This window comes from Kitasatospora sp. NPDC057223 (assembly GCF_042669755.1).
Classification (GTDB): Bacteria; Actinomycetota; Actinomycetes; order Streptomycetales; family Streptomycetaceae; genus Kitasatospora.
Genome location: NZ_JBHUWW010000006.1, coordinates 103,607 through 127,279 on the forward strand (window position 1 = coordinate 103,607; position 23,673 = coordinate 127,279).

Annotated in this window: 19 protein-coding genes and 2 riboswitches; of the genes, 9 read left to right on the forward strand and 10 right to left on the reverse strand. The window is 73.2% G+C overall.

Annotation, left to right across the window (positions count from 1 at the left end):
- Nucleotides 1-54: 54 nt before the first annotated feature.
- Nucleotides 55-1,086, reverse strand: a complete 1,032-nt coding sequence (locus ACFUK0_RS04450) for a peptidoglycan DD-metalloendopeptidase family protein (RefSeq protein WP_380246532.1) — start codon at nucleotides 1,084-1,086, stop codon at nucleotides 55-57.
- Between the two features lie 3 nt (nucleotides 1,087-1,089).
- Nucleotides 1,090-1,266: riboswitch (cyclic di-AMP (ydaO/yuaA leader) on the reverse strand.
- A 303-nt stretch (nucleotides 1,267-1,569) separates the two neighbouring features.
- Here ACFUK0_RS04450 and ACFUK0_RS04455 point away from each other — a divergent pair.
- The gene (locus tag ACFUK0_RS04455; RefSeq protein WP_380246533.1) at nucleotides 1,570-3,108 is read left to right on the forward strand and encodes an MFS transporter; all 1,539 of its coding nucleotides are present in this window, start codon (nucleotides 1,570-1,572) and stop codon (nucleotides 3,106-3,108) included.
- Nucleotides 3,109-3,126: 18 nt separating this feature from the next.
- Here the strand turns inward: ACFUK0_RS04455 and purB are convergent, their stop codons facing one another.
- The 4 genes from purB to ACFUK0_RS04475 all read right to left on the reverse strand — a co-directional run bounded on the left by purB (nucleotide 3,127) and on the right by ACFUK0_RS04475 (nucleotide 6,363).
- Nucleotides 3,127-4,557 (reverse strand): adenylosuccinate lyase, encoded by a 1,431-nt coding sequence (gene purB / locus ACFUK0_RS04460; RefSeq protein WP_380246534.1) that lies wholly within the window; start codon nucleotides 4,555-4,557, stop codon nucleotides 3,127-3,129.
- An 80-nt stretch (nucleotides 4,558-4,637) separates the two neighbouring features.
- Nucleotides 4,638-5,087, reverse strand: a complete 450-nt coding sequence (locus ACFUK0_RS04465; protein ID WP_380246535.1) for a MarR family winged helix-turn-helix transcriptional regulator — start codon at nucleotides 5,085-5,087, stop codon at nucleotides 4,638-4,640.
- Nucleotides 5,088-5,203: 116 nt separating this feature from the next.
- The gene (locus ACFUK0_RS04470) at nucleotides 5,204-5,611 is read right to left on the reverse strand and encodes a DUF3037 domain-containing protein (protein ID WP_380246536.1); all 408 of its coding nucleotides are present in this window, start codon (nucleotides 5,609-5,611) and stop codon (nucleotides 5,204-5,206) included.
- Nucleotides 5,608-6,363: a HipA family kinase gene (locus tag ACFUK0_RS04475; protein WP_380246537.1), complete on the reverse strand. Its 756-nt coding sequence runs from the start codon at nucleotides 6,361-6,363 to the stop codon at nucleotides 5,608-5,610. Before ACFUK0_RS04475 ends, ACFUK0_RS04470 begins: the two co-directional genes overlap by 4 nt.
- Before the next feature lie 141 nt (nucleotides 6,364-6,504).
- On the opposite strand from ACFUK0_RS04475, the gene ACFUK0_RS04480 reads away from it, so the two are divergent.
- Nucleotides 6,505-7,863 (forward strand): NAD(P)/FAD-dependent oxidoreductase, encoded by a 1,359-nt coding sequence (locus ACFUK0_RS04480; protein WP_380246538.1) that lies wholly within the window; start codon nucleotides 6,505-6,507, stop codon nucleotides 7,861-7,863.
- A 54-nt stretch (nucleotides 7,864-7,917) separates the two neighbouring features.
- On the opposite strand, the gene ACFUK0_RS04485 is transcribed toward ACFUK0_RS04480, so the two are convergent.
- Complete coding sequence (locus tag ACFUK0_RS04485) at nucleotides 7,918-9,057, reverse strand: GDSL-type esterase/lipase family protein (RefSeq protein WP_380246539.1); 1,140 nt, start codon at nucleotides 9,055-9,057, stop codon at nucleotides 7,918-7,920.
- Between the two features lie 236 nt (nucleotides 9,058-9,293).
- The gene (locus ACFUK0_RS04490) at nucleotides 9,294-10,646 is read right to left on the reverse strand and encodes an aminotransferase class I/II-fold pyridoxal phosphate-dependent enzyme (protein WP_380246540.1); all 1,353 of its coding nucleotides are present in this window, start codon (nucleotides 10,644-10,646) and stop codon (nucleotides 9,294-9,296) included.
- Nucleotides 10,647-10,680: 34 nt separating this feature from the next.
- Between ACFUK0_RS04490 and ACFUK0_RS04495 the strand changes: the two genes are divergently transcribed.
- The 4 genes from ACFUK0_RS04495 (at nucleotide 10,681) to ACFUK0_RS04510 (ending at nucleotide 14,927) form a co-directional block, all read left to right on the forward strand.
- Nucleotides 10,681-11,337 carry a pyridoxamine 5'-phosphate oxidase family protein gene (locus tag ACFUK0_RS04495; protein ID WP_380246541.1) on the forward strand — a complete coding sequence of 219 codons (657 nt, stop codon included), beginning with the start codon at nucleotides 10,681-10,683 and terminating at the stop codon, nucleotides 11,335-11,337.
- 184 nt (nucleotides 11,338-11,521) lie between these two features.
- On the forward strand, nucleotides 11,522-12,934 hold the full coding sequence (locus tag ACFUK0_RS04500) for a sugar porter family MFS transporter (protein ID WP_380246542.1): 1,413 nt from the start codon (nucleotides 11,522-11,524) through the stop codon (nucleotides 12,932-12,934).
- A gap of 82 nt (nucleotides 12,935-13,016) precedes the next feature.
- Complete coding sequence (locus ACFUK0_RS04505) at nucleotides 13,017-14,288, forward strand: MFS transporter (protein ID WP_380246543.1); 1,272 nt, start codon at nucleotides 13,017-13,019, stop codon at nucleotides 14,286-14,288.
- Nucleotides 14,289-14,387: 99 nt separating this feature from the next.
- Nucleotides 14,388-14,927, forward strand: a complete 540-nt coding sequence (locus ACFUK0_RS04510) for an HAD domain-containing protein (RefSeq protein WP_380246544.1) — start codon at nucleotides 14,388-14,390, stop codon at nucleotides 14,925-14,927.
- Here ACFUK0_RS04510 and ACFUK0_RS04515 read toward each other — a convergent pair.
- Nucleotides 14,905-15,693 (reverse strand): CPBP family intramembrane glutamic endopeptidase, encoded by a 789-nt coding sequence (locus tag ACFUK0_RS04515; RefSeq protein ID WP_380246545.1) that lies wholly within the window; start codon nucleotides 15,691-15,693, stop codon nucleotides 14,905-14,907. The two genes, ACFUK0_RS04510 and ACFUK0_RS04515, sit on opposite strands and share 23 nt — an antisense overlap.
- 106 nt (nucleotides 15,694-15,799) lie before the next feature.
- The gene (locus tag ACFUK0_RS04520; RefSeq protein ID WP_380246546.1) at nucleotides 15,800-17,305 is read right to left on the reverse strand and encodes a glutamate--cysteine ligase; all 1,506 of its coding nucleotides are present in this window, start codon (nucleotides 17,303-17,305) and stop codon (nucleotides 15,800-15,802) included.
- Nucleotides 17,306-17,672: 367 nt separating this feature from the next.
- Between ACFUK0_RS04520 and ACFUK0_RS04525 the strand changes: the two genes are divergently transcribed.
- Together ACFUK0_RS04525 and ACFUK0_RS04530 are read left to right on the forward strand one after the other, a co-directional pair.
- Entirely contained in the window at nucleotides 17,673-18,242 is a 570-nt protein-coding gene (locus tag ACFUK0_RS04525; RefSeq protein ID WP_380246547.1) for a hypothetical protein, read from the forward strand.
- Nucleotides 18,243-18,579: 337 nt separating this feature from the next.
- Nucleotides 18,580-18,771: a DUF5999 family protein gene (locus ACFUK0_RS04530; RefSeq protein WP_380246548.1), complete on the forward strand. Its 192-nt coding sequence runs from the start codon at nucleotides 18,580-18,582 to the stop codon at nucleotides 18,769-18,771.
- Between the two features lie 97 nt (nucleotides 18,772-18,868).
- Here the strand turns inward: ACFUK0_RS04530 and gcvP are convergent, their stop codons facing one another.
- A complete protein-coding gene (gene gcvP / locus ACFUK0_RS04535; protein ID WP_380246549.1) occupies nucleotides 18,869-21,769 on the reverse strand; it encodes an aminomethyl-transferring glycine dehydrogenase in 2,901 nt (966 codons plus the stop codon).
- 239 nt (nucleotides 21,770-22,008) lie between these two features.
- Nucleotides 22,009-22,113, reverse strand: a riboswitch (glycine riboswitch).
- Between the two features lie 224 nt (nucleotides 22,114-22,337).
- Between gcvP and ACFUK0_RS04540 the strand changes: the two genes are divergently transcribed.
- Nucleotides 22,338-23,561: a PRC and DUF2382 domain-containing protein gene (locus ACFUK0_RS04540; protein ID WP_380246550.1), complete on the forward strand. Its 1,224-nt coding sequence runs from the start codon at nucleotides 22,338-22,340 to the stop codon at nucleotides 23,559-23,561.
- Nucleotides 23,562-23,673 lie beyond the last annotated feature (112 nt).

Sequence of the window (23,673 nt, forward strand, 5' to 3'; positions counted from 1 at the left end):
GTACTGCCGTGGTCACCGTGCGACGGTCAGCCCGTCACGTGGGGGGACCAGGTGTCAGATGCTGACACCGTGGGCGCGCAGGTACGCGATCGGGTCGATGTCCGAGCCGTACTCCGAGCCGGTGCGGACCTCGAAGTGCAGGTGCGGGCCGGTCACGTTGCCGGTCGCACCGGAGAGGCCGATCTGCTGACCGACGGTCACGGTCTGGCCGACCTTGACGCCGATCGAGGACAGGTGCGCGTACTGGGCGTACTTGCCGTCGGCGAGCTTGATCTCGACCTCGTTGCCGTAGGCGCCGCCGTTGCCGGCCTTGACCACGGTGCCGTTGGCGATGGCCTTCAGCGGGGTGCCGGTGGCGGCGACGAAGTCGGCACCGGTGTGGTGGCCGCTGGACCACATGGAGCCGGCCACGCCGTAGGCGGTGCCGAGCTTCACGCCGGCGATCGGCGCGGTGTAGCCGGAGGTGCTGGCCACGGCGGCGGGCTTCGGCGCGGCGGCGGCGGTGGTCGCGGCGGCGGCCGGGGCCTTCGTCGCGGGGGCGGCCGGCTTGGCGGTCTCGGCGGCCTTCGGGGCCACGGACGCCTTGGCGCTCGGGGCGGCCTTCTTGGCCGGCGCGGAGTCGGAGGAGGTCTTCGGCGCGGCGGGCTTCGGGGCCTCGGCGGCCGGGGCGGCGGCCTTGGCGCCGAGCGCGAGCTTCTGGCCGGGGAAGATGAGGTTCGGGTTGGAGCCGATGACCTCACGGTTGTTGTCGTACAGCGCGTGCCAGCCGCCGGTGACGTTCTGCGAGGCCGCGATCTTCGACAGGGTGTCCCCGCCGTGGACCTTGTAGCTCTCCACCGCGGCAGCGGCGGGGGCGGCGGCCGGGGCGGCCGGGGCGGCCTCCACGGCGGCGGTCTTCTGGGTCACCGCGATGGCGTCGACGCTGGTGGCGCCGGTCACGGCGGCCGAGTGCGACTTGGCGGCCGGCACCGTGTGGGCCTGGGCGCTGACGGCGGTCACCAGGGGAAGGGCGAGCACGGCGCCGGTCACACCGGTGGCGATGCCGATACGGGCCAGACGCGGCAGACGGTTCGTGATTGCGGACATGGGGTATTTCCTCTCCGACGCCTGCGAGGTGAGCTGTCGGGTTCGGGCTGGAGTTGCCCGGCCGCAAGCGCGGCTTCACCCCAAGCCGTCCCGGTGACCGGGACGGCGACTTACCTGTGGGTCCCCCACTCCTGCCGTACAGAGTTGTTCGAAGCCTCCGGGCAGCGGCAGGACTAGGCGTTCCACCCGGCGGGCCCACCCGGACCATGGCCGGGCAGTCGCTGAAGCAAAGCTGATGAAGCCGGGCAAATCAATGTCGATCACGTTTAGCCCCGGAATTTCACGGGAATCCCATCGAATTCCGTGACTCTCCGAATGATCGGCTGTGCAGTATGTGCACGGATCAACTCCGCTGAGCGACCGGCCGACCCCCCTCCGGTCACTTTCTCGGCCCTGCGTGGATATCCCGGCACGCTCAGCCACCACCCCGACGCGCCGCCGGTGACCCTTGTCACTTCACCCGCTCCGGCGCAGGATCGAGCCGTGAGAACCGACGACGCGGGCACCTTGGCACTCGGCACCGCACAGGGGCGCTGGGTGATCCTGGCGACCGTCCTGGGCTCCAGCATGGCGATGCTCGACGGCACCGTCGTCAACGTCGCACTGCCCAGGATCGGCGCGGATCTCGGCGCCTCGCTGGCCGCCCTGCAGTGGACCCTGAACGCCTATCTGCTCACCCTGGCCGGCCTGATCCTGCTCGGCGGCGCCCTGGGCGACCGCTACGGGCGGCGCCGGGTCTTCCTGATCGGCGTCTGCTGGTTCGCCGCCGCCTCCGCCCTGTGCGCCGCGGCGCCGAACGTCGGGGTGCTCATCGCGGCGCGCGCGCTGCAGGGCATCGGCGGCGCACTCCTCACACCCGGCTCGCTGGCGATGCTCCAGGCGACCTTCCGGCCCGACGACCGCTCGGCGGCGGTCGGCCTGTGGTCCGGCCTCGGCGGGGTGGCGGCGGCGGTCGGCCCGTTCCTGGGCGGCTGGCTGGTGGACGGGCCCGGCTGGCGGTGGATCTTCCTGCTGAACGTCCCGCTGGCCGCCGTGGTGCTGGCGGTCGCCGGCCGGCACGTTCCGGAGAGCCGGGACGAGAGCGCCACCGGCAGCTTCGACGTCCGCGGCGCCGTCCTGGCCGCGCTCGCGCTCGGCGGGGTGACGTACGCGCTGACGGCGGCCGGTGAAGGGCTCTCCCCCGGGGTCTGGGTGTCGGGCGCCGCCGGGCTGCTGCTCGGCGCCGCGTTCATCGCCACCGAGCGCCGCCACCCGGCGCCGATGCTGCCGCTGGAGCTGTTCGCCTCCCGCCTCTTCACGGCGGTGAACCTGGTCACGCTCTGCGTGTACGCGGCGTTCAGCGGCGTCTTCTTCCTGCTGGTGGTGCAGCTCCAGACGGTCTCCGGCTTCACCCCGCTGACCTCCGGCCTCGCGCTGCTGCCGATCACCGTGCTGATGCTCGCGCTGTCCGCCCGGGCCGGCCGGCTCGGCAAGCGGATCGGCCCCCGGCTGCCGCTCACCGTCGGGCCGCTGCTCTGCGCCTGCGGCGTGCTGCTGATGCTGCGGATCGGCGCCGACGCCTCCTACTGGACGGACGTGCTGCCCGCGACCACGGTGATGGGCTGCGGGATGGTCCTGCTGGTGGCACCGCTCACGGCGACCGTGCTCGCGGCGGTGGAGGTCCGCCGGGCCGGGATCGCCAGCGGCGTCAACAACGCGGCCGCCCGGGCGGCCGGTCTGCTGGCCGTGGCGGCGCTGCCCGCACTGGCCGGCCTCAGCGGCGACGCCTACCGGGTGCCCGCCGCGGTGGACTCGGCGTTCCGCACCGCGATGCTGATCTGCGCGGGCCTGCTGGCCGGCGGCTCGCTGATCGCGCTGGCCACGGTGCGCGGCAACGTCCTGGCGCCGGACCACCCGGTGTCCGAGCCCGACGCGAAGTGGGCCTGCACGGCCGGCGCCCCTCCGCTCGACCCGGGGCACCCGGCGCACGAAGGGCCCGAGACGCCGCAGGGCCCCGCCACCGGAACGGTGACAGGACCCTGAGCATGGCCTGACGGAACGTCAGAGGATGTCGCCCGGAGCGTACTTGGCGGCCTCCGGGTGAGCGGCCGCGACGGCCTCGATGCGTCGCACGACCTCGGCGACCTGCGCCCCCGCCGCACCGGTGAAGGAGAGCCGGTCGGCGAGCAGCGCGTCCAGCCCGGCCCGGTCGAGCGGCATCCGCTCGTCGGCGGCCAGGCGGTCCAGCAGCTCGTTCTCACGGGCACCGGCGCGCATCGCCAGCGCGGACGCGACGGCGTGCTCCTTGATGATCTCGTGCCCGGTCTCCCGGCCGACCCCGGCCCGCACCGCGCCCATCAGGACCTTGGTGGTCGCCAGGAACGGCAGGTAGCGGTCGAGCTCGGCCTCGATCACGGCGGGGAAGGCCCCGAACTCGTCGAGCACCGTCAGGAAGGTCTCCAGCAGGCCGTCGAAGGCGAAGAACGCGTCCGGCAGCGCGACCCGGCGCACCACCGAGCAGGAGACGTCGCCCTCGTTCCACTGGTCGCCGCCGAGCTCGGCGGTCATCGAGGCGTACCCGCGCAGGATGACGGCCAGGCCGTTGACGCGCTCGCAGGAGCGGGTGTTCATCTTGTGCGGCATCGCGGAGGAGCCGACCTGGCCCTCCTTGAAACCCTCGGTGACCAGCTCGTGGCCGGCCATCAGCCGGATGGTCTTGGCCAGGCTGGACGGCGCCGCGGAGAGCTGGACGAGTGCGGACAGCACCTCGAAGTCCAGCGAACGGGGGTAGACCTGGCCGACGCTGGTCAGCACGTTGTCGAAGCCGAGGTGGCCGGCGACCCGCTGCTCCAGCTCGGCGAGCTTGTCGGTGTCACCACCGAGCAGGTCCAGCATGTCCTGGGCGGTGCCGACCGGGCCCTTGATCCCGCGCAGCGGGTACCGGGTGATCAGCTCCTCCAGGCGGCTGAACGCCACCAGCAGCTCGTCGGCCACGGTCGCGAACCGCTTGCCGAGGGTGGTCGCCTGGGCGGCGACGTTGTGCGAACGGCCGGCCATCACCAGCTCGGAGTGCTGGGCGGCGAGCCGGCCCAGGCGCACCAGGACCGCCACCGTACGGTCGCGGACGTGCTGCAGGGACTGCCGGATCTGCAGCTGCTCGACGTTCTCGGTCAGATCCCGGGAGGTCATGCCCTTGTGGATCTGCTCGTGGCCGGCGAGGTCGCTGAACTCCTCGATCCGGGCCTTCACGTCGTGTCGGGTGACGCGCTCACGCGCGGCGATGGATTCGAGGTCGACCTGGTCGAGGACCCGCTCGTAGTCGGCGACGGCGGTGGCGGGCACCTCGACACCGAGGTCCTGCTGGGCCTTCAGGACGGCGAGCCACAGGTGGCGCTCAAGGACCACCTTGTGCTCGGGGGACCACAGCTGGGCCAGGGTCGCCGAAGCGTACCGGGAGGCCAGGACATTGGGGATCTGGGGCTTCGCGCTCACGCTTCGCAAGCCTAACAGCCGAGGTCAGCCGATTCGTCGGCGCCCGGCCGGTAGCCGACGGAGCCGGCCGGGGAGCGCGGTCAGACCCGGCCGGAGAGCACCGGCAGCACCTGGCGGCAGATCGAGTTCAGGGCGATCCGCTGCTCCTCGCTCATCGCGTCGAAGGCCTGGTGGGTGCGGGCCATCTCGGCCCGGACCAGATCCAGGATCACGCGGCCCTGCTCGGTGATCACGACGATCTTCACCCGGCGGTCGCCCGCGGCGGCCTCCCGGTGGGCCAGCCCGAGGGCCTCCAGCCGGTCGACGATGCCGGTCACGTTGGAGGCGTCGCAGCCCAGCCGCCCGGCCAGCGCCCGCATCGGGACGGGCTCGTGCACGGCGCCGAGCGCCTTGGCCTGGGAGGAGGAGAGACCGTGCCTGGCCGCCGCACCCGCGAAGTCCTGGAAGTACGCCGCTCCGACGGCCGCCACGGCCTCCATCAGCTCGGCGGTGGTCGGTGCGTTGGCGGTCGTCGCCGGTGTCGAACCCATGGTCGTAAGGGTACGCATAAAAGGTTCAGCAACTCCAGCTTCAAGCACGGCAAAGGACTTTCCGCACAACCGCAGCACCCCAGGTCAGGGCGGTACCGGAGACCGTCACAGCGGCTTCACAGCACCAGCTGGTCGAACAGCCGGCGCAGCTCGGCCTCCGGGTCGGCGGTCAGCCCGGTGTGCACCGGCCCCGGCTGGACGACGGCGCTGCGCGGCGCGGTCAGCCAGCGGAAGCGCTGCCCCGGGTTGTCGGCCGCGGCCGGCCCCGCCTCGGGCCCGCCCGCGCAGACCGCCTCGATGCCGTGCAGCGCCCGCCGGACGCCGGCGACGTCGGCCACCGGGTCGAGGGCCAGCAGCCGCCCCTGGTCCAGGTGGGTGCGGGCGCCCAGATGGGCGCTCTGCCGGCAGTAGAGCAGCACGCCGACGTTGACGCACTCCCCCCGCTCGACCCGGGGCACGGCACGGATCACCGCGTACTCGTAGTCGTGCAGAGCGTCCTGCGGGACAGCGTGCGTACCGCTCACGCGGACACCTCCGGGAGCCAGTCGCGGGGGCCCGCGAGCCGTGCGGTGAGCTGCGCGCGGTACGCCTCGCGCACCGCCTCGGGCGAGTCGAAGCCCGGTTCGTCGGTCAGCCAGACGTCGGGGATCTGCGCCACGGCGCCGGCCAGCGCGTCGGCCGCCAGCGGAGCGAGGACCTTGTCGGCGGCGGCGACGTCCGGCCGGGCGCGCAGCAGCGCGTGGTCCGCCGCGTCGTACGGGCGGCGGGTCCAGCCAGCCGCGCCCGTCCACTGGTGGTGGAAGATCAGGCTGGCCCCGTGGTCGATCAGCCGCAGGCCCCCGGTGGCGACCAGCAGGTTGGGGTTGCGCCAGGAGCGGTCGACGTTGCCGATCAGCGCGTCGAACCAGAGCACCTGCCCGGCGAGTTCCGGCTCCACGTCGAAGCAGAGCGGGTCGAAGTTGAGCGCCCCGCTGACGAAGGCCATGCCGAGGTTGAGGCCGCCGCTGGCGCGCATCTGGCCCTGCACCTGCGGGTCGGGCTCACTGCGGGCGAGCACCGGGTCGAGGTCCACGGTGACCAGCCGGGGCACCGGCAGGCCGAGCCGGCGGCCCAGCTCACCGGCCAGCACCTCGGCCACCAGCGCCTTGCGGCCCTGCGCGGCCCCGGCCCACTTGAGCGCGTAGAGCCGGTGGTCGTCGGCCTCGACCAGGCCCGGCATCGAGCCGCCTTCACGTAGTGGCGTCACATACCGGACCGCCGTCACCTGGGAGAGCACTCGGACAGCCTACCGATCTGTCAGGTCCGCCCGGCGCAGGTCCGGCCGCGCGCCCGTAGCGGTGGCAATGCGCGTTGGACCGTGCGAGTGTGGCGAACAGTTGTCCTGGTACGGCTCGGACCAGCACTGTAAGGATGAACGATGGAACGTCCTCGGATCCTGATCGTGGGCGGCGGCTTCGCCGGACTGGAATGCGCCCGCCGCCTGGAACGCAAGCTGGCGCCCTCGGAGGCGGAGATCTCCCTGGTCACGCCGTTCAGCTACCAGCTGTACCTGCCGCTGCTGCCGCACGTCGCGGCCGGCGTGCTGACCCCGCAGTCGGTGGCCGTCTCACTGCGGCGCACCCTGCGGCGCACGCACATCATCCCGGGCGGGGCGATCGGTGTGGACCCGCGCTCCAAGGTGTGCGTGGTGCGGAAGATCACCGACGAGGTGGTCGCCGAACGCTACGACTTCCTGGTGCTCGCCCCCGGCAGTGTCACCCGCACCTTCGACATCCCCGGCCTGACGGACTACGCGCGCGGCATGAAGACGCTCGCCGAGGCCACCTACGTCCGCGACCACGTGATCGCCCAACTCGACCTGGCCTCGGCCAGCCTGGACCAGCGCGAGCGCGAGTCGCGGCTGCAGTTCGTGGTCGTCGGCGGCGGCTACGCGGGCACCGAGACGGCCGCCTGCCTGCAACGGCTGACCACCGCCGCGGCCCGCCGCTACCCCCGGCTGGACGCCCGGCAGATCAAGTGGCACCTGATCGACATCGCGCCGAAGCTGATGCCCGAACTCGGCGACACCCTGGGCGAGACCGCGCTCAAGGTGCTGCGCAAGCGGGGCATCGAGGTGTCGCTCGGCGTCTCGGTGGCCGAGGTCGGCGCCGAGAGCGTCAAGTTCACCGACGGCCGGGTGCTCCCCAGCCGGACGCTGATCTGGACGGCCGGAGTCGCCGCCAGCCCGCTGATCGGCACGCTGGACGCCGAGACGGTGCGCGGGCGGGTGGCCGTCACCGCGGAGATGCGGGTACCGCAGTTCGAGGGCGTCTTCGCGCTCGGCGACGCGGCGGCCGTACCGGACCTCGCGAAGGGCGACGGCGCGGTCTGCCCGCCGACCGCCCAGCACTCCGCCCGGCAGGGCAAGGTGGTGGCGAACAACCTGATCGCCTCGCTCCGGAACCAGCCGCTGGAGCCGTACTACCACAAGGACCTGGGCCTGGTGGTGGATCTGGGCGGCACGGACGCGGTGTCCAAGCCGGTCGGGGTCGAACTGGAGGGCCTGCCCGCCCAGGTGGTGGCGCGCGGCTACCACCTGATGGCGATGCGGACCAATGCCGCGAAGTTCCGGGTCGGCGCGAACTGGCTGCTCAACGCGACGGCCGGCGACGACTTCGTCCGGACGGGCTTCCTGGCCCGCCAGCCCGCCCGGCTGCGCGACTTCGAGTACACCGACGCGTACCTGACCAAGGACCAGGTCAAGGCGCACGCCCAGGCGCTGCTCGCGAAGGGCTGACCGGCGCCGAGGTGCGCCGCCCCCGCCCGGTCACCGGGCGGGGGCGGCGGTGCGTCAGGACCGCGCGGTCAGGTACATCCCGCCCGCGTCCCGGCCGGGTGTGTTGCGGCAGGAGAAGTTCCCGGTGGGCCTTGCGTACAGCAGGGTGAGGCAGCGGCCGAGGGCGAGCTGCCCGTAGTGGTTCGGGTGCATCGACTCCTGGACGGCGCCCTGCGAGGCGCTCAGGCCCGCGTCCACGAACCGCGCCCACTCGCTGGTGGCGGCGGACGGCGGAGCGGACGGCGTGGCGAGTGCGGCGCCCCGGGCGCAGACCTCGCGGCCCTGCAGCATGTCGGAGAGGTCCATGAACTGCACGCCCCGGCCTGCCGCCACCGCCGCCAGCGCGCCGGAGATCTGCGGCACCATCGAGTCCCGGGCCCAGTCGGCGTCACCGTCCCAGAACGGGCAGCCGCCGGTGTCCGCCCGCGACCAGCCGCTCTCGGCGTAGCGCATCTCGCTGCTGCGCGGGACCGGCGACGGGTAGGACTGCAGCACGATCCGGTAGTCGCCGGCCGCGTACCCCGCCGCGGACATCACCGCCCGGATCTCGTCGATCGCCTTGCCGACGCCCGCCGTCGCGGCCGGCATCCGGGCGTCGATCACCGCCTGCTGGTCGTCGTTGCAGTAGGAGTACCAGACCAGGTAGTCCTTGACGCAGGTGGTGATGACGTCCGAGAAGCCGAGGTCGTTGCCGCCGATCGACAGCGTGATCAGCTTGACGTCGTTCGCGGCCGCGACGGCGGCGAGCCGGTCGGCCTGCGGGGCCTCGCCCTTGTACGGCTGCCCGCCGTGGCCGGTCCGGAAGACGTTGGCGGTGGTGGCGCCGGAGCAGGCCAGGTTGATCCGGGTCTGCGCGATGCCGGGGGCGCTGTCGACCTCGGCGGAGTCCGAGCGGTCGCACCCGCTCGCGTAGGTGGCGCGGTACACCCGGGCCGGGTCGTAGCCGCTGCCCGTCCAGGCCCGGTCGGTGCCGGCCCGGCTGCCGGCGGCGGTGTCGCTGTTGCCGGCCCATCGGCCGGCCTCGCCGGAGATGTAGCTGTCGCCCATCGTGACACTGGCGGTCGGGCCGGCGGCCGCACGGGCCGGGGCCGCGACGGCCAGCAGTCCGGTGGCGGCGAGCGGCAGGGACAGGAGCGCGGCCAGCAGCCGTCGCACTCCGCGGGCGGTTCTGCGGGGCGTTCTCGTGGGGCGGTGACAACTCTCGGGCACGGCGGAACTCCTGCGGTCGGTCCCGCCTGCGCTGTGGGGGCAGGGGGACGCGCGGGTGAGGGTGGGCCGCCGGCCGGTGGCGCAGAGAACATGACATGCCCGCGCTTGTTACCGCTAGGTATCTGCAGCACCTTTCGCGCTCCGTCACCGGTCCGTTCACCGGGTGACCGCGCCGCCCCCCGTCAGGCCGGCCGCGAGTCGCCGCCGCCGGCGCCCAGCACCGCCGCGAGGTCCGCCGCGAGCCGGGGTGCGTCGGCCGGGTCGAGCGAGGCCACGGTGAGCCGCAGTCCGGGCGGGGACTCCAGCCGGTAGCGCGTACCGGGCGCCGCCACCCAGCCGCGCTGGACGAGCGCCGCCAGCGCCCCGGACTCGTCCTGGACCGGCACCCAGACGTTCAGGCCGCTGACGCCGTGGGCCGCGATGCCGTGCGCGGCCAGTGCGGCGATCAACGCGCGCCGGCGGGCCCCGTAGGCGGCGGCCACCTCGGACGCCGGGGCGGCGTCGGTGCGCCAGAGCTCGGCGACGGTGCGTTGCAGCAGGTGGCTGACCCAGCCTGCGCCGAGCCGCTGACGGCCCAGCACCCGGCCGATGGTGTCCACGTCCCCGGTCGCCACCGACAGCCGCAGGTCCGGCCCGTAGGCCTTGGCGGCCGAGCGGATCACGGCCCACCGGGCGGTGACGGGCAGGCCCTGCGGGCCCCGGCAGAGCGGCTGGTACGGCTGGTCGACCATGCCGTGGCCGTGGTCGTCCTCGATCAGCAGGACGCCGGGGTGCGCGGCGAGCACGGTGCGCAGCGCGCCCGCGCGGGCCGGGGTGAGGGCCGCGCCGGTCGGGTTCTGGGCGCGGCTGGTGACGATCACCGCGCGGGCCCCGGCGGCCAGGGCGGCGGCGAGCGGGTCGGGCAGCGGGCCCTCGTCGTCCAGCCGGACGGGGACGGGCCTGAGCCCCAGCGCGGGCAGCAGGTCGAACAGGCTGCCCCAGCCCGGATCCTCGACGGCGACCTGGTCGCCGGGGCGCAGCTGGGTGGCGAGGATGCGTTCGATGGTGTCCAGCGAGCCGGAGGCGACGGCGAGCGGGCCTTCGGGCACGCCGTCGGCGCGGTAGGACGCGCGGGCCAGGCCGAGCAGGCCGGGGTCGGCGGCGGGCTGCCCGTACAGGACGGGATTGTGGTCGGCGGCGGCCGCGGCGACGGCGAGGGCCGGGGCGAGGGCCGGGAGCAGCGCGCGGTCGGGGTTGCCGTCGGAGAGGTCGCGGGCTCCGGGCGGGACGGGCAGCCGGATCTGGTCGCGCGGGGCGAGGGCGGGGCGAGGGCGGATCCGGCTGCCCTTGCGGCCGGCCGTCTCGATCACGCCGCGGTCGCGCAGCAGCCGGTAGGCGGCGGCCACGGTGTTGGGGTTGACGCCGAGCTGCTCGGCGAGTTCGCGCAGTGGCGGCAGGGCCGAGCCGGGCAGGAGGTGACCGCCGCTGACGCCCTCCTCGATGCCGGCCGCGATATCGCTGGCACGGCTCCCCTTGAACGTATATTCTCCTAGCACAAATACAAGTATGCACTAGTACATAGAGGTTGTCATGTCGGACGACACCACGGAATACGCCCGCACCGAACGCACCACGCCCACCCGCTACCGGGACCGGGCCACCTGGGAGCGCGACGAGATCCACGCGATCCTCGACAGCGCGTACATCTGCCACCTCGGCTTCGTCGCCGACGGCGCGCCCGTCGTGCTGCCGACCCTCTACGCCCGGGTCGGCGACCGCCTCTACGTCCACGGCTCGACCGGCAGCCGCCCGATGCGCGGCGCCGCCGACCCCGGTCTCGCGGTCTGCCTCACCGTCACCCAGGTCGACGGCCTGGTGCTCACCAAGTCCGCGTTCAACCACTCCGTCAACTACCGCTCGGTGGTGGCCCACGGCATCGCCCGCCAGGTCACCGACCCCGAGGAGCTGACGATCGCGCTGGACGCCCTGGTCGACCACGCGATCCCCGGGCGCTCGGGCGACGTGCGCAGGCCGAACGCGAAGGAGATCGCCGCCACCGCCGTGGTCCGGCTCGACCTGGACGAGGTCTCGGCGAAGCGGCGCTCGGACGGCCCCGGCGACGACGAGGCCGACCTCGCTCTGCCGTACTGGGCGGGCGTGGTGCCGGTGGCGACGGTGCACGGCACCCCGGAGCCGGGCCCGGCCACCACCGTGCCGCTGCCCGCGTACCTGCACGACCTCCACTGAGGGCCGCGGCGACCGGCGTCCCGGCCGGCCGACGGGCGGGGTGTTGCGCCGAACGGGTCACGTACCGGCGCGACATGCCACCCGGTCAGCCGGAAATCGGGCGGACGGGTCGCCCGCCTGATCGAATGTGGCACGCATCCTGTCCACTCGGCCGGGCGGGCCGTCGCACCCTCAGGAGTTGGTCGTGTCCAGCACCACACCCCCCAAGGCCGGCGGCGAGGCGCACCTCGGACACGTCGTCTTCATCTCGGCCGCCGCCGCCATGGGCGGCTTCCTGTTCGGCTACGACAGCGCCGTCATCAACGGCGCCGTCACCGGCATCCAGAAGCACTTCGACGTGGGCAACGGCGAGACGGCGTTCGTGGTGGCCATCGCCCTGCTCGGCTCGGCGGCCGGCGCGGTGGTGGCCGGGCGGCTCGCCGACCACCTCGGCCGGGTGAAGACCATGCTGCTGGCCGCCGCGCTGTTCGCGATCAGCGGCGTCGGCTCGATGTTCCCGCCGAGCATCGGCGTGCTGGGCATGTGGCGGGTGATCGGCGGGATCGCGATCGGCATCGCCTCGGTGATCGCCCCGACGTACATCGCCGAGGTCGCGCCGACCGCCTACCGGGGGCGCCTGGCGTCCTTCCAGCAGCTGGCGATCGTGCTCGGCATCACGGTCTCGCAGCTCGCCAACTACGCGCTCAACGAGGCGGCCGGCGGCGAGTCGACCGGGCACCTGGCCGGCATCCAGGCCTGGCAGTGGATGCTCGGCGTGGAGACCGTCCCGGCTCTGGTCTACGGGTTGATGGCCCTGTCCATCCCGGAGTCGCCGCGGTTCCTGATCGCCGACCGGCGCGAGGACGAGGCCCGCAAGGTACTGGCCGAGGTGGAGGGCGAGGGCGTGGACCTGGACGCCCGGGTGGCCGAGATCAGGGCGGTGCTGGAGTCCTCGCACAAGCCCCGGATCAAGGACCTGATGGGCGGCCGGTTCGGCCTGCTGCCGATCGTCTGGGTGGGCATCGGGGCCTCGGTCTTCCAGCAGTTCGTCGGCATCAACGTGATCTTCTACTACTCCTCGTTCCTCTGGCAGTCGGTCGGCATCAACGAGAGCAACTCGCTGCTGATCAGCCTCTCCACCTCGATCGTCAACGTGGTCGGTACCGTCATCGCGATGTCCCTGGTCGACCGGATCGGCCGCAAGCCGCTCGCGCTGGCCGGCTCCGCGGGCATGGCGCTGGCGCTGGGCACCGCGGCCTGGGCGTTCTCGCACCGGGTCGGCACCGGCGACACCGCGACCCTGGCCGACACGTACGCGACGACGGCACTGGTCGCGGCGCACGTGTTCGTGTTCTGCTTCGCGTTCTCCTGGGGCGTGGTGGTCTGGGTGCTGCTCGGCGAGATGTTCCCCAACCGGATCCGGGCGCTGGCCCTGTCGGTGGCCGCGTCCGCGCAGTGGATCGCCAACTGGGCGATCACCGTCACCTTCCCCGACCTGTCGGACTGGAACCTGGCCGCCACGTACGTCATCTACGCCTGCTTCGCGCTGCTCTCCATCCCGTTCGTGGCCTTCTGCATCAAGGAGACCAAGGGGCGCACCCTGGAGTCGATGGGCTGACGCCGGCCGCCGCTCCGGCCACCGGCTTCCAGTAGTGAAAATATGTTAGACACCTGACCGTCGAGCCGTCATAGTCGCGCGGGTGCAGACGCCTCCCGCTCCCCCGCGCCGCCTCGCCTGGGCAGGCCGCAACTACCGCATCCAGACCGCCGCGACCGTGGTCAGCGGCCTCGGCAACGCCGGTGCGCCGATCGCCACCGCCTTCGCCGTGCTCGCGATCGGCGGCTCGACCACCGAGATCGGCTATGTGACGGCGGCCCGGCTGATGTCGCTGGTCCTCCTGCTGCTGGTCGGCGGCGCGCTCGCCGACCGCCTGCCGCGCCACCGGGTGATGGTCGCCTCCAACGTGTTCAACGGCCTCTCCCAGGCCGTTCTGGCCGTGCTGGTCCTGACCGGCACGGCCCGGCTGTGGGAACTGGTGCTGCTCTCGGCCGCCGGCGGCGCCGGGCAGGCTTTCTACGGCCCGGCCGCCGAAGCCATGATCATGCAGACCGTCAGCCAGGAGCACGCCTCCCGGGCCTTCTCGGTCTACCGGATGGCGCTCAACGGCGCGCAGATCGGCGGCGCCGCGCTCGGCGGCGCCCTCACCGCCGCGGCCGGGCCCGGCTGGGTGCTCGCCGTCGACGCGCTGAGCTTCCTGCTCGCCGCCGGGCTGCGGGTCCTCCTGACCGTCGAGGCCCCCGCCCGACCCGCGCGGAGCGACGGGATGGTCCGCGAACTACGGGAGGGCTGGCGGGAGTTCGCATCCCGGCGCTGGCTGTGGGTGATCGTGCTCCAGTTCTCGGTGATGATGGCGTGCGTGAGCGCCGTCGACGCCGTCTACGGCCCGATCGTCGCCGAGCAGCGCCTCGGCGGCGCCCGCGACTGGGGCATCGCGCTGGCCGCCGACGGCGTCGGCCTGGTGCTGGCCGGGCTGCTGATGGTGCGCTGGCGCCCCCGCCGGATCCTGCTGGTCGGCAACTACGGCGTGTTCCTGTTCGCGCTGCCGGCCGCCGCACTCGCCGTCGCGGCGCCGCTGCCCGTCCTGGTGGCGGCGATGTTCCTGTCCGGCGCGGGCGTCACGGTGTTCGGGGTGAACTGGATGATCGCGCTCCAGCAGGAGATCCCGCCGGACACCATGTCCCGGGTCTCCGCGTACGACGCCTTCGGCTCCCTGGCGCTGGCCCCGCTCGGCACCGCGCTGGCCGGGCCCGCCGCCCACGCGCTCGGCCTCGGCGGCGCCCTGTGGACGTGCGCGGGGCTGACGGTGCTGCTCGGCGTGCTGGTGCTGGCCGAACCGCAGGTCCGCCGCCTCGGCCGGCACGCGACCGGGCCCGCGGCCACGGCGGGGGCCGTCCCCGCGCCCGCCGGATGAACCCTGTGCGCCCCCCGGTGCGCCCGCGCGCCGGGCAACCACCGGGCCGCTCCGCGCGTCCGAACGGGCGACGACGATGTCGAGCCCGAAGGGCGCCCAGTGCCGAAACCTCTGCTGTTCCTGGATGTCGACGGCGTCCTGAACCCGGTCTGCCCGCACCCCGACGCGGGCTTCGACAGCCACACCCTGCTCGGCTACGCCGTGCTGCTCTCCGGCCGCCACCGCGACTGGCTGGACGAACTCGCCGGCACCTACGACCTGGTGTGGGCCACCACCTGGGAGGAGGAGGCGAACCGGCACATCGCGCCCGGGCTCGGCCTCCCCCAGCTGCCGGTGGTCCGCCTCACCGGGTACGTCCCGCAACCCGGTGACCCGCGCGTGCCCCTGATGGACCTGCTCTCCAGCCGCAAGTGGGCGCCGATCCTGCGCCACGCCGCCGGGCGGCCGTTCGCCTGGATCGACGACGTCATTCCCGACCGGCTGGTGCGCCGGGCCCGCTTCCGGCCCGACCGGGTCCTGCTGCCGATCGACCCGGGCCAGGGGCTGGAGCGCCACCACGTCGACCGCCTGCTGCGGCGGCCGCCGCGTCCCGGGCTGCTGTGCCGGGGGCGCCCGCTCAGGGCGTGGGCAGCCAGCTGACGTGGCCGGCCAGCAGCGCGTACCCGACGAAGGCGACGGTGTCGATCAGGGCGTGCGCGGCCACCAGCGGCATCACCCGGCCCCACCGCCGGTACAGCAGGCAGAAGACGGCGCCCATCACCATGTTGCCGACGAACCCGCCGACGCCCTGGTACAGGTGGTACGAGCCGCGCAGCACCGAGCTGGTGACGACGATCGCGGGCCACCCCCAGCCCAGCTGGCCGAGCCGGCGCAGCAGGTAGCCGAGGACGATGACCTCTTCGAGGATCGCGTTCTGCCAGGCCGAGGCGAGCAGGACGGGGATCCGCCACCACACCTCGGGCAGTCCGGACGGGGCCACGGTCAGGTTGTAGCCGGCCGCCTGCGAGGCCAGGTAGAGCGCCAGCCCGGAGCCGCCGATCGCGGCGGCGACGGCGGCGCCCCGCCCGAGGTCGCGCAGCTTGCGGGTGAGGTCGAAGCCGAGCACGCGCAGCGAGGTGCCCTCGCGGACCAGCAGGTAGCCGACCAGGACGACGGGCATCAGGCCGCGGGCGATGTAGTACACCTGCCAGGCGAGGTCCAGCCAGGGGCGGCCCGGGGCGCGCGAACCGTTGAGGGTGGCGATCTGCTGGCCGAGCGCGAGCGGCTGGGTGAGCGAGCCGGCGAAGCTGATCAGGGCGCTGAGGCCGCTGGCCCCGAGCGAGAGGCCGAGGACGATCAGCAGTTCGGCGCCGAGCAGCCGTCGGGCGAGGGGCTCGGCCTCGGGTTCGGTCGAGACGGTGCTCACGGCGGCTCCAGCAGGCGTCCGTACGGAAGGGTGGTCGCCCCGGGCGGTCGGCCGCCGGGGCGATCATCCTTCCATACGGAGGACCGATTCCCTGGTCACCCCGGGTTCACCCGATCGGCCAGGTGTGCACCGGCTCTCCCCCGCGCATGTACTCGACGTAGCGCCGGGTCATCGCGGCGAGCGCCGCCGGGCGGTCCATCCCGAAGTGCTCGCGCAGCCGGTGGAAGGTGGCGCTCTGCCAGCTCGCACCGTTGACCCGGCGCAGGCAGCGCTGCTCGATGATGCCCAGGTAGCGGTCCCGGTCGGCCGGCTCCACGCCCCACTCGTCGAGACCCTGGTAGGCGAGCGGCAGCAGCTCGTTCAGCACCAGCTCGGTGGCGGGCACCGCGCTCAGCCCGCCGCCGCGCCCGCCCCGGCCGGACCGCGGCCACTGCAGGACGGCGTCGATCCCCTGCCGGGCGGCGGTGTGGAAGTTGTCGTCGGCGCGCTCGAACGGCAGCCGCGTCCAGACCGGCCTGGGCTGTTCGGCCAGTACCCGGACGAGCCCGTAGTAGAAGGCGGCGTTCGCCAGGGTGTCGGCGACGGTGGGGCCGGCCGGCAGCACCCGGTTCTCGACCCGCAGGTGCGCGACGCCGTCCGCGACGTCGTACACCGGACGGTTCCAGCGGTAGATCGTGCCGTTGTGCAGGCGCATCTCGGCGAGCCTGGGGGCGCCGCCGGAGGCGAGCACCTTGGCCGGGTCCTCGTCGTCGCAGATCGGCAGCAGGGCGGGGAAGTAGCGCAGGTTCTCGGCGAAGAGGTCGAGTGCGGAGTCCACCCAGCGCTCGCCGAACCAGGTGATGGGGCGCACGCCCTGCGCCTTGAGCTCCGCCGAACGGGTGTCGCAGGCCTGCTGGAACAGCACCGGCCGGGTCTCCCGCCACAGCTCGCGGCCGAACAGGAAGGGCGAGTTGGCGCCGAGCGCGATCTGTGGCGCGGAGAGCGCCTGGGCCGCGTTCCACACCGAGGAGAAACGCTCGGGGGTGACCTGGAGGTGCAATTGGAGCGAGGTCGCCGCAGCCTCGGCGACCATCGTGACCGACTCCAGCTGGAGCCGCTCGACGCCCTCGATGTCCAGCGCGATGTCCTCGCCCCTGGCCGCCAGGATCTGGTCGCTCAGCAGGCTGTAGCGCTGGTTGTGGGACATCGCGTCCAGGCCGGTGTGGTCGCTCTCCAGGGTGGGGAGGATCCCGATCATCACGATCCGCGCCCCGGCCTCGGCCGCCTTGCGGTCGGCGTAGCGCAGGCCGGTGTCGATCTCCTCCCGGAGTTCCTCCAGCACATGGCCGCTGAGCCGGTGCGGGGCGATGTTGACCTCGATGTTGAAGCGCCCCAGCTCGGTCTGGAAGTCACTGGAGGCGATGGCGCTGAGCACCTGCTCGTTGCGCATCAGCGGCTGGCCCTGCTCGTCGGCGAGGTTGAGCTCGATCTCCAGGCCGATCAGGGCCCTCGGCCGGTCGAAGCGGTCCTCCCGGAGCATCCGTTCCAGCACGTCGAGACAGGACTGGAGCTTGCGACGGTACATCTGCCGGTCCGACAGGTCCGCACGCGTGGCCACGACCTTCTCGCCCATGGGTCCCCTCCTCCTAGGCCGATCGTGGAAGCATCATGCCCATCCCGAAGATCGATACCCGAAGGGGTCTAACGTCGTGACAGGCAAGGAAACTGACGCTCTCTCAGTTCAATACCGACTTGCCCCGCGCCACCGAACGTGATAAACAGGTCACCCTGCGCACCTGTTCGAGTAAATTCGCACTGCGCTCCAGCCCGGCCTGCCACCGCCCCGGCGTCGAAGACGCCACCGGGGCCCCCTACGGCGGCGGCCGCGCCCGCACCGCGATCATGCCCAACCGGACACGGCCCAGGTCCCGTCGCACCAGACACGCCACGCCGGTATGCCGCACTCGCACGCCGATCTCTCACGGAGAGGCGACCCCGCCATGACACTGCAGACCCCTCAGCCGCCGCCCAGCGCCCTGCGCGCCGTCCTGGCCGCACTCGACTCGGAGACCGCGCTGCGCCAGCCGGCCGCCGCCGCACTGCGCCATCCGGCCGGCACCCTGCTGCCCGCGCATCCGCTAGCCGTCCACGTGCTGGACGGGCCACGGCCCCGGCTGTCGGGCGCGCGGCGCACGGGATGGCGCTTCCTGATCAAGGACGGCGCCGACGTGGCCGCCGCGGCCGAGGTCGTCCAGGGTGTCGAGGGCCACACCTTCTCCCACTTCACCGCCGGGCCGTACCTCGACTCGACCGTCCGGGCCCTGCGCCAGGCCTGGCAGCTCGCCCAGACCTCGCGCGCCCGGCACCAGCCCCGGCTGCTCTCGATCCCCGGCCACTACGCGACCGCCCTGTGGCTGCACAACCCCGACGGCGACCCGGCGGCCGACCTGCTGATCCCGCTGGCACCCGCACCGCTGGGAGTGACCGCCCACCGGGCGTACCCGGCGGCCGACCTGGTGGCGCTCCTCGCCCCCGGGCCGACCAAGCCGATGGTCCTCGGCGTCTCCTGAGCCCCACCCGGAACACGACCCCTCCGAACGGGTCATCCGGAGTAGTCCGAACAGGTCATGCCCCGCATGACCTGTTTGGTACATATTTCCGCTCAACACCATCTGAACGGGTGATCTATGCCCACGAGTTGTGGCGCATGTCACCAAACTGCTGCGCAACGGGCGCCGGACGCCGACACTGGGAACCAGCGTGGAAGGGCCACCTGTCCTACCCACAGAATCGCCGGCTCACACCTGGGCCGGCGGGACAGGATCCGACTACCGCGGCGGCTCCCGGCGGACACCCGACGGCAACCGCATCACGGGGAGGATCGCAAGCGAAGCGAGGGTACGACCCATGTGCCAGCACCGTCCTGAGTGCCCGTCGGCCGACTCCGAGGACCGCGAAGCCGCCGCCGGAGTGGCCTGCCACCCCGAGCAGGGCTGGAGTCTGCTCTGCAACGGCGTCCTGCTGTTCGAGGACACCGGCGAGCTGCTGCCCGACGGCCGGGTGATCGCGCCCCGCCGCCCGCTGGCGGTCGCGGCCTGAGCGGTGCGGCGCGCGGTGCGCGTGCGACGGACGGGTGGGCCCCGGCGGAGACGATCCGCCGGGGCCCACCCGTCACTGCTGTCGGCCGAGCCGCAGGTCAGGCGCCGTACTCGTCCATCGGCGGGCAGGAGCAGACCAGGTTGCGGTCGCCGTACGCCCCGTCGATCCGGCTGACCGGCGGCCAGTACTTGTCGGCCGGGTTCACGCCGGCGGGGAAGACCGCCTCCTGCCGCGAGTAGCCGCGGGTCCACTCCCCCGCCATGGTGGCGGCGGTGTGCGGGGCGCTCCGCAGCGGGTTGTCGTCGGCGGCCCAGTCGCCCGCCCCGACCTTGTCGATCTCCGCACGGATCTCGATCATCGCGGCGCAGAACCGGTCGATCTCGTGCAGGTCCTCGGACTCGGTGGGCTCGATCATCAGCGTGCCGGCCACTGGGAACGACATGGTCGGCGCGTGGAAGCCGTAGTCGATCAGGCGCTTGGCGATGTCGTCCACGCTCACGCCCGTCTCCTTGGTGAGCGGGCGCAGGTCGATGATGCACTCGTGCGCCACCAGGCCGCCGGGGCCGGTGTAGAGCACCGGGTAGTACGGCGCCAGGCGCTTGGCGATGTAGTTCGCGTTCAGCACCGCGACCTGGGTCGCGCGCTTGAGGCCCTCGCCGCCCATCAGCCGGACGTACGCCCAGGAGATCGGCAGGATCGCCGCCGAGCCCCACGGCGCGGCCGAGATCGGGCCGACACCGGTGGCCGGTCCCGCCTCGCTCTGCAGCGGGTGGTTGGGCAGGTACGGCGCCAGGTGGGTGCGCACCGCGACCGGGCCGACGCCCGGGCCGCCACCGCCGTGCGGGATGCAGAAGGTCTTGTGCAGGTTCAGGTGCGAGACGTCCGCGCCGAACTTGCCCGGCTTGGCCAGACCCACCAGCGCGTTGAGGTTGGCGCCGTCCACGTACACCTGGCCGCCGGCCTCGTGCACGGCCGCACAGATGTCGGTGATGGTCTCCTCGAACACGCCGTGCGTGGACGGGTAGGTGACCATCAGCACGGAGAGCTGGTCACGGTGCTGCTCGATCTTGGCCCGCAGGTCGTCCACGTCGACGTCGCCGTCGGTCAGCGTCTTCACCACGACCACCCGCATCCCGGCCATCACGGCCGAGGCCGCGTTGGTGCCGTGCGCGGAGGACGGGATCAGGCAGACGTCGCGCTCGGTGTCGCCGTTCGCCCGGTGGTAGGCGCGGACGGCCAGCAGGCCGGCCAGCTCGCCCTGCGAGCCGGCGTTCGGCTGGATGGACACGGCGTCGTAGCCGGTCACCTCGACGAGCTGCTGCTCCAGCTGGCGGATCAGGGTCAGGTAGCCCTGGGCCTGCTCGATCGGCGCGAACGGGTGCAGCTGGCCGAACTCCGGCCAGGTCACCGGCTCCATCTCGGTGGTCGCGTTGAGCTTCATGGTGCAGGAGCCCAGCGGGATCATGCCGCGGTCCAGCGCGTAGTCGCGGTCCGACAGGCGGCGCAGGTAGCGCAGCATGGCGGTCTCGGAGCGGTGGCTGTGGAAGACCGGGTGGGTGAGGTACTCGTCCTCGCGCAGGAGCGCGGCGGGCAGCGCGTCGGCGCTCTCGTCGATCTCCACGGCCGGCACGCCGAACGCGGCCCAGACGCCGGCCAGGTGCGCACGGGTGGTGGTCTCGTCGCAGGAGACGGTGACCAGGTCCGGGCCGTCCTGGTGGACGTTGATGCCGTGCTCGCGCGCGGCGGCGGCCACCGCGGCCGCGCGGCCCGGGACGCGGGCGGCGACGGTGTCGAAGAACTCGCCGTGCAGCAGCTCGACGCCCCCGGCGCGCAGCCCGGCCGCGAGGGCGGCGGCGTAGCGGTGGGTGCGGCGGGCGATGTCCGCCAGGCCGTCCGGGCCGTGGTAGACCGCGTACATCGAGGCCATCACGGCGAGCAGCACCTGCGCGGTGCAGATGTTGCTGGTCGCCTTCTCGCGGCGGATGTGCTGCTCGCGGGTCTGCAGGGCGAGCCGGTAGGCCCGGTTGCCGTCCGCGTCCACCGAGACGCCGACCAGGCGGCCGGGCAGCGAGCGGGCGTACTCGGCGCGCACCGAGAGGTAGCCGGCGTGCGGGCCGCCGAAGCCCATCGGGACGCCGAAGCGCTGCGAGGTGCCGCAGGCGATGTCGGCGCCGAGCGAGCCGGGCGACTTGAGGAGGGTGAGCGCCAGCAGGTCGGCGGCCACGGCGACGATCGCGCCGAGCCCGTGGGCCTGCTCGATGACGGGCTCCAGGTCGCGGACCACGCCGGTGGCGCCCGGGTACTGGAGCAGCACGCCGAAGACGCCGCGCTCGGCGACCTCGGCGGGGATGCCGGCGGAGAGGTCGGCGACGACCACCTCGACACCGGTCGGCTCCGCGCGGGTCCGGATGACCGCGACGGTCTGCGGCAGGGTCTCGGCGTCGACCAGGAAGACACCGCCCTTGACCTTGGTGACGCGGCGGGTCAGCGCCATCGCCTCGGCGGCCGCGGTGCCCTCGTCGAGCAGCGAGGAGCCGGAGGTCGGCAGGCCGGTCAGGTCGGAGACCACGGTCTGGAAGTTGAGCAGCGCCTCCAGCCGGCCCTGCGAGATCTCCGGCTGGTACGGCGTGTAGGCCGTGTACCAGGCCGGGTTCTCCATGACGTTGCGCAGGATCACCGGCGGGGTGAAGGTGCCGTAGTAGCCCAGGCCGATCATCGGCGTGAGCACCTGGTTGCGGGCCGCCAGCTCGCGCAGCTCGGCCAGCACCTGGGCCTCGCTGAGGCCGGCGGGCAGGTCGAGGCCGTCGATGGAGCGGATCGCCTCGGGCACGGCGGCGGCGGACAGTTCGTCCAGCGAGCCGTAGCCGACGTGCGCCAGCATCTTCTCCTGGGCGGCGGTGTCCGGGCCGATGTGGCGGCTCTCGAAGGGACTGGCCTGCTCGAGCTCGGTGAGGGTCGCGGAGTTTCGCGGGCGACCGGTGTTCGGCTGGGCGTTCATGGTGGTCGAGGCCTCCTGGTCACGGACCGGCGGGGGCACGCACGCCCGTCGGCCGTGGCCGCTGCGGACAGCGGGCCGGCCCTGGCGAACGAACCCGTCAGGCCTCCCCCTCTGTCATCGGGACCTGAGAGCTTCGCCCGCACGGGGGGCGCGTCGGCACCCCGTCGGCTTGCACCGTCGGTGAGGGTGGTGGCCGTCGGCTCCCTCGCCGGCGGTCCTGCCCTGCTTTCCAGAGTGACCTATCCCACACGGTACGGATGCCTGAGAGATTCCGGGGAGGAGTTGCTCCTTCGGCGCCCCCGCCACACCTTCGAGGTGGCTGGGGACTCTCCCGCGCGGGCTCGGCGGTCGCGCCCAGGGTACCAGCGGCAACCCGCCGGATCACGGGCCGGACCCGGACGTTCGAGCGAGTACGTACCGCCACGCTCGGCCGATCGGGGGCCCGGACGGCGGCGCTCCGCTCGCCGGTGCCCGGTTCATGGCTTTTCGTATGAAGTGGCGGATGGGCAGGACCTTCCAGCCGTACGCCTGCGGGAGTTCCGCAGGAGCATCGCACTGGAGGAATTGAGTGCAAACCGACATCGACCCCCGCGACCTGATCGGACACCGGGCGGTCGACCGCAACGGTGACAAGATCGGCACCGTCGACGAGGTCTACCTGGACGACGCGACCGGCCGGCCCGAGTGGGCCGCCGTCCGGACGGGCATCTTCGGCCGGGACGCCTTCGTCCCGTTGACGACCAGCGAGTTCTCCGGCGAGGAGCTCAAGGTCCCGTACGACAAGTCCCTGGTGAAGGAGTCGCCGGACTTCGGCGTGGGCCAGCACCTGTCGCCCGCACAGGAGCTCCAGCTCTACCGCTACTACGGGCTGGACACACCCGGCAACGAGTCCGGTTCGGCGAAGGCCGACACGCCCGAGGACGACGAGCGGGCGGCCGACCTCGACTTCGGCGCCGTGGCGCCGGCGGCCGCCGCGGGCACGGCAGCGGGTGCCGTGGCCGGCACGGCCGCCGCCCGGAGCACCGGCCCGGAGAAGGCCGAGAAGCTGGAGAAGGCCGAGCGTCCGGACGGGCCCGCCGCGGCGGCCACGGCGACGGCGCCGCCGGCCGGGCTCACCAAGCAGGCCCCGGCGGAGCCGGAGACCAACGTCCGTACCGTCGGCGCCGCCGCCCCGCCGGCCGCTGCCGCCGCGGCGGCAGCGGCGGGGCCCGCCCCGATGACCGAGCGGCCCGCCCGGACGGAGGAGGACGCCGCGACGTCCTCGCCGAGCGGGCCGGTGGAGATCACCTGCCGCGAGGAGCGGCTCGACATCACCACCGAGTGGCAGGTGACGTACACGGCCCGGCTCCGCAAGTACGTGACCAGTGAGACGGTCGAACGGCACGTGCCGGTGGTGCGCGAGCGGGTCCGGGTGGAGCGGGTGCCGGTGACCGAGGGCGAGCGCGACGCGCTGACCCAGGAGGAGATCGCGACGGCCGTGGAGGAGGTGACGCTCCGCGAGGAGCGGCCGGTGGTCCGCAAGTACCTGGTGCCGATCGAGCGGGTGCGCCTGGTGGTGGAGCGCTACACCGACGACCACGTGGTGCGCGAGGAGCTGCACCGCGAGCACGTCGAGATCCACGACGACTCCGCACCCGGCGAGCCGGTCTCCCCCGGTACGGCGACGGCGCGCCCGGCCGCCGCGGCCCCCGCTTCCCCTGCTGCTTCCGGCGGCGCCGCCGCCTCGTCCACTTCGTCCACCTCGTCCACTTCGTCGGCGAGCCGCCCCGAGCCGCTGCGCTCGATGGGCTGAGTACCCCTCGCGGTCCCTCGGACCCCGGGCCCCGCGGCCCGGGGTCCGCACTTTGCCAAAGCTTCACCAATCGATATTTGACATGGTGAAGTATCGACCGGCATCGTTACTT

What these genes read in the sequence shown, in the direction of transcription:
- ACFUK0_RS04480 (WP_380246538.1), top strand. Translation starts at nt 6,505, where the DNA reads ATGGAACGTCCTCGGATCCTGATCGTGGGCGGCGGCTTCGCCGGACTG.
- ACFUK0_RS04530 (WP_380246548.1), top strand. Translation starts at nt 18,580, where the DNA reads ATGTGCCAGCACCGTCCTGAGTGCCCGTCGGCCGACTCCGAGGACCGC.
- ACFUK0_RS04450 (WP_380246532.1), bottom strand. Translation starts at nt 1,086, where the DNA reads ATGTCCGCAATCACGAACCGTCTGCCGCGTCTGGCCCGTATCGGCATC.
- ACFUK0_RS04495 (WP_380246541.1), top strand. Translation starts at nt 10,681, where the DNA reads ATGTCGGACGACACCACGGAATACGCCCGCACCGAACGCACCACGCCC.
- gcvP (WP_380246549.1), bottom strand. Translation starts at nt 21,769, where the DNA reads ATGAACGCCCAGCCGAACACCGGTCGCCCGCGAAACTCCGCGACCCTC.
- ACFUK0_RS04465 (WP_380246535.1), bottom strand. Translation starts at nt 5,087, where the DNA reads ATGGGTTCGACACCGGCGACGACCGCCAACGCACCGACCACCGCCGAG.
- ACFUK0_RS04525 (WP_380246547.1), top strand. Translation starts at nt 17,673, where the DNA reads ATGACACTGCAGACCCCTCAGCCGCCGCCCAGCGCCCTGCGCGCCGTC.
- ACFUK0_RS04520 (WP_380246546.1), bottom strand. Translation starts at nt 17,305, where the DNA reads ATGGGCGAGAAGGTCGTGGCCACGCGTGCGGACCTGTCGGACCGGCAG.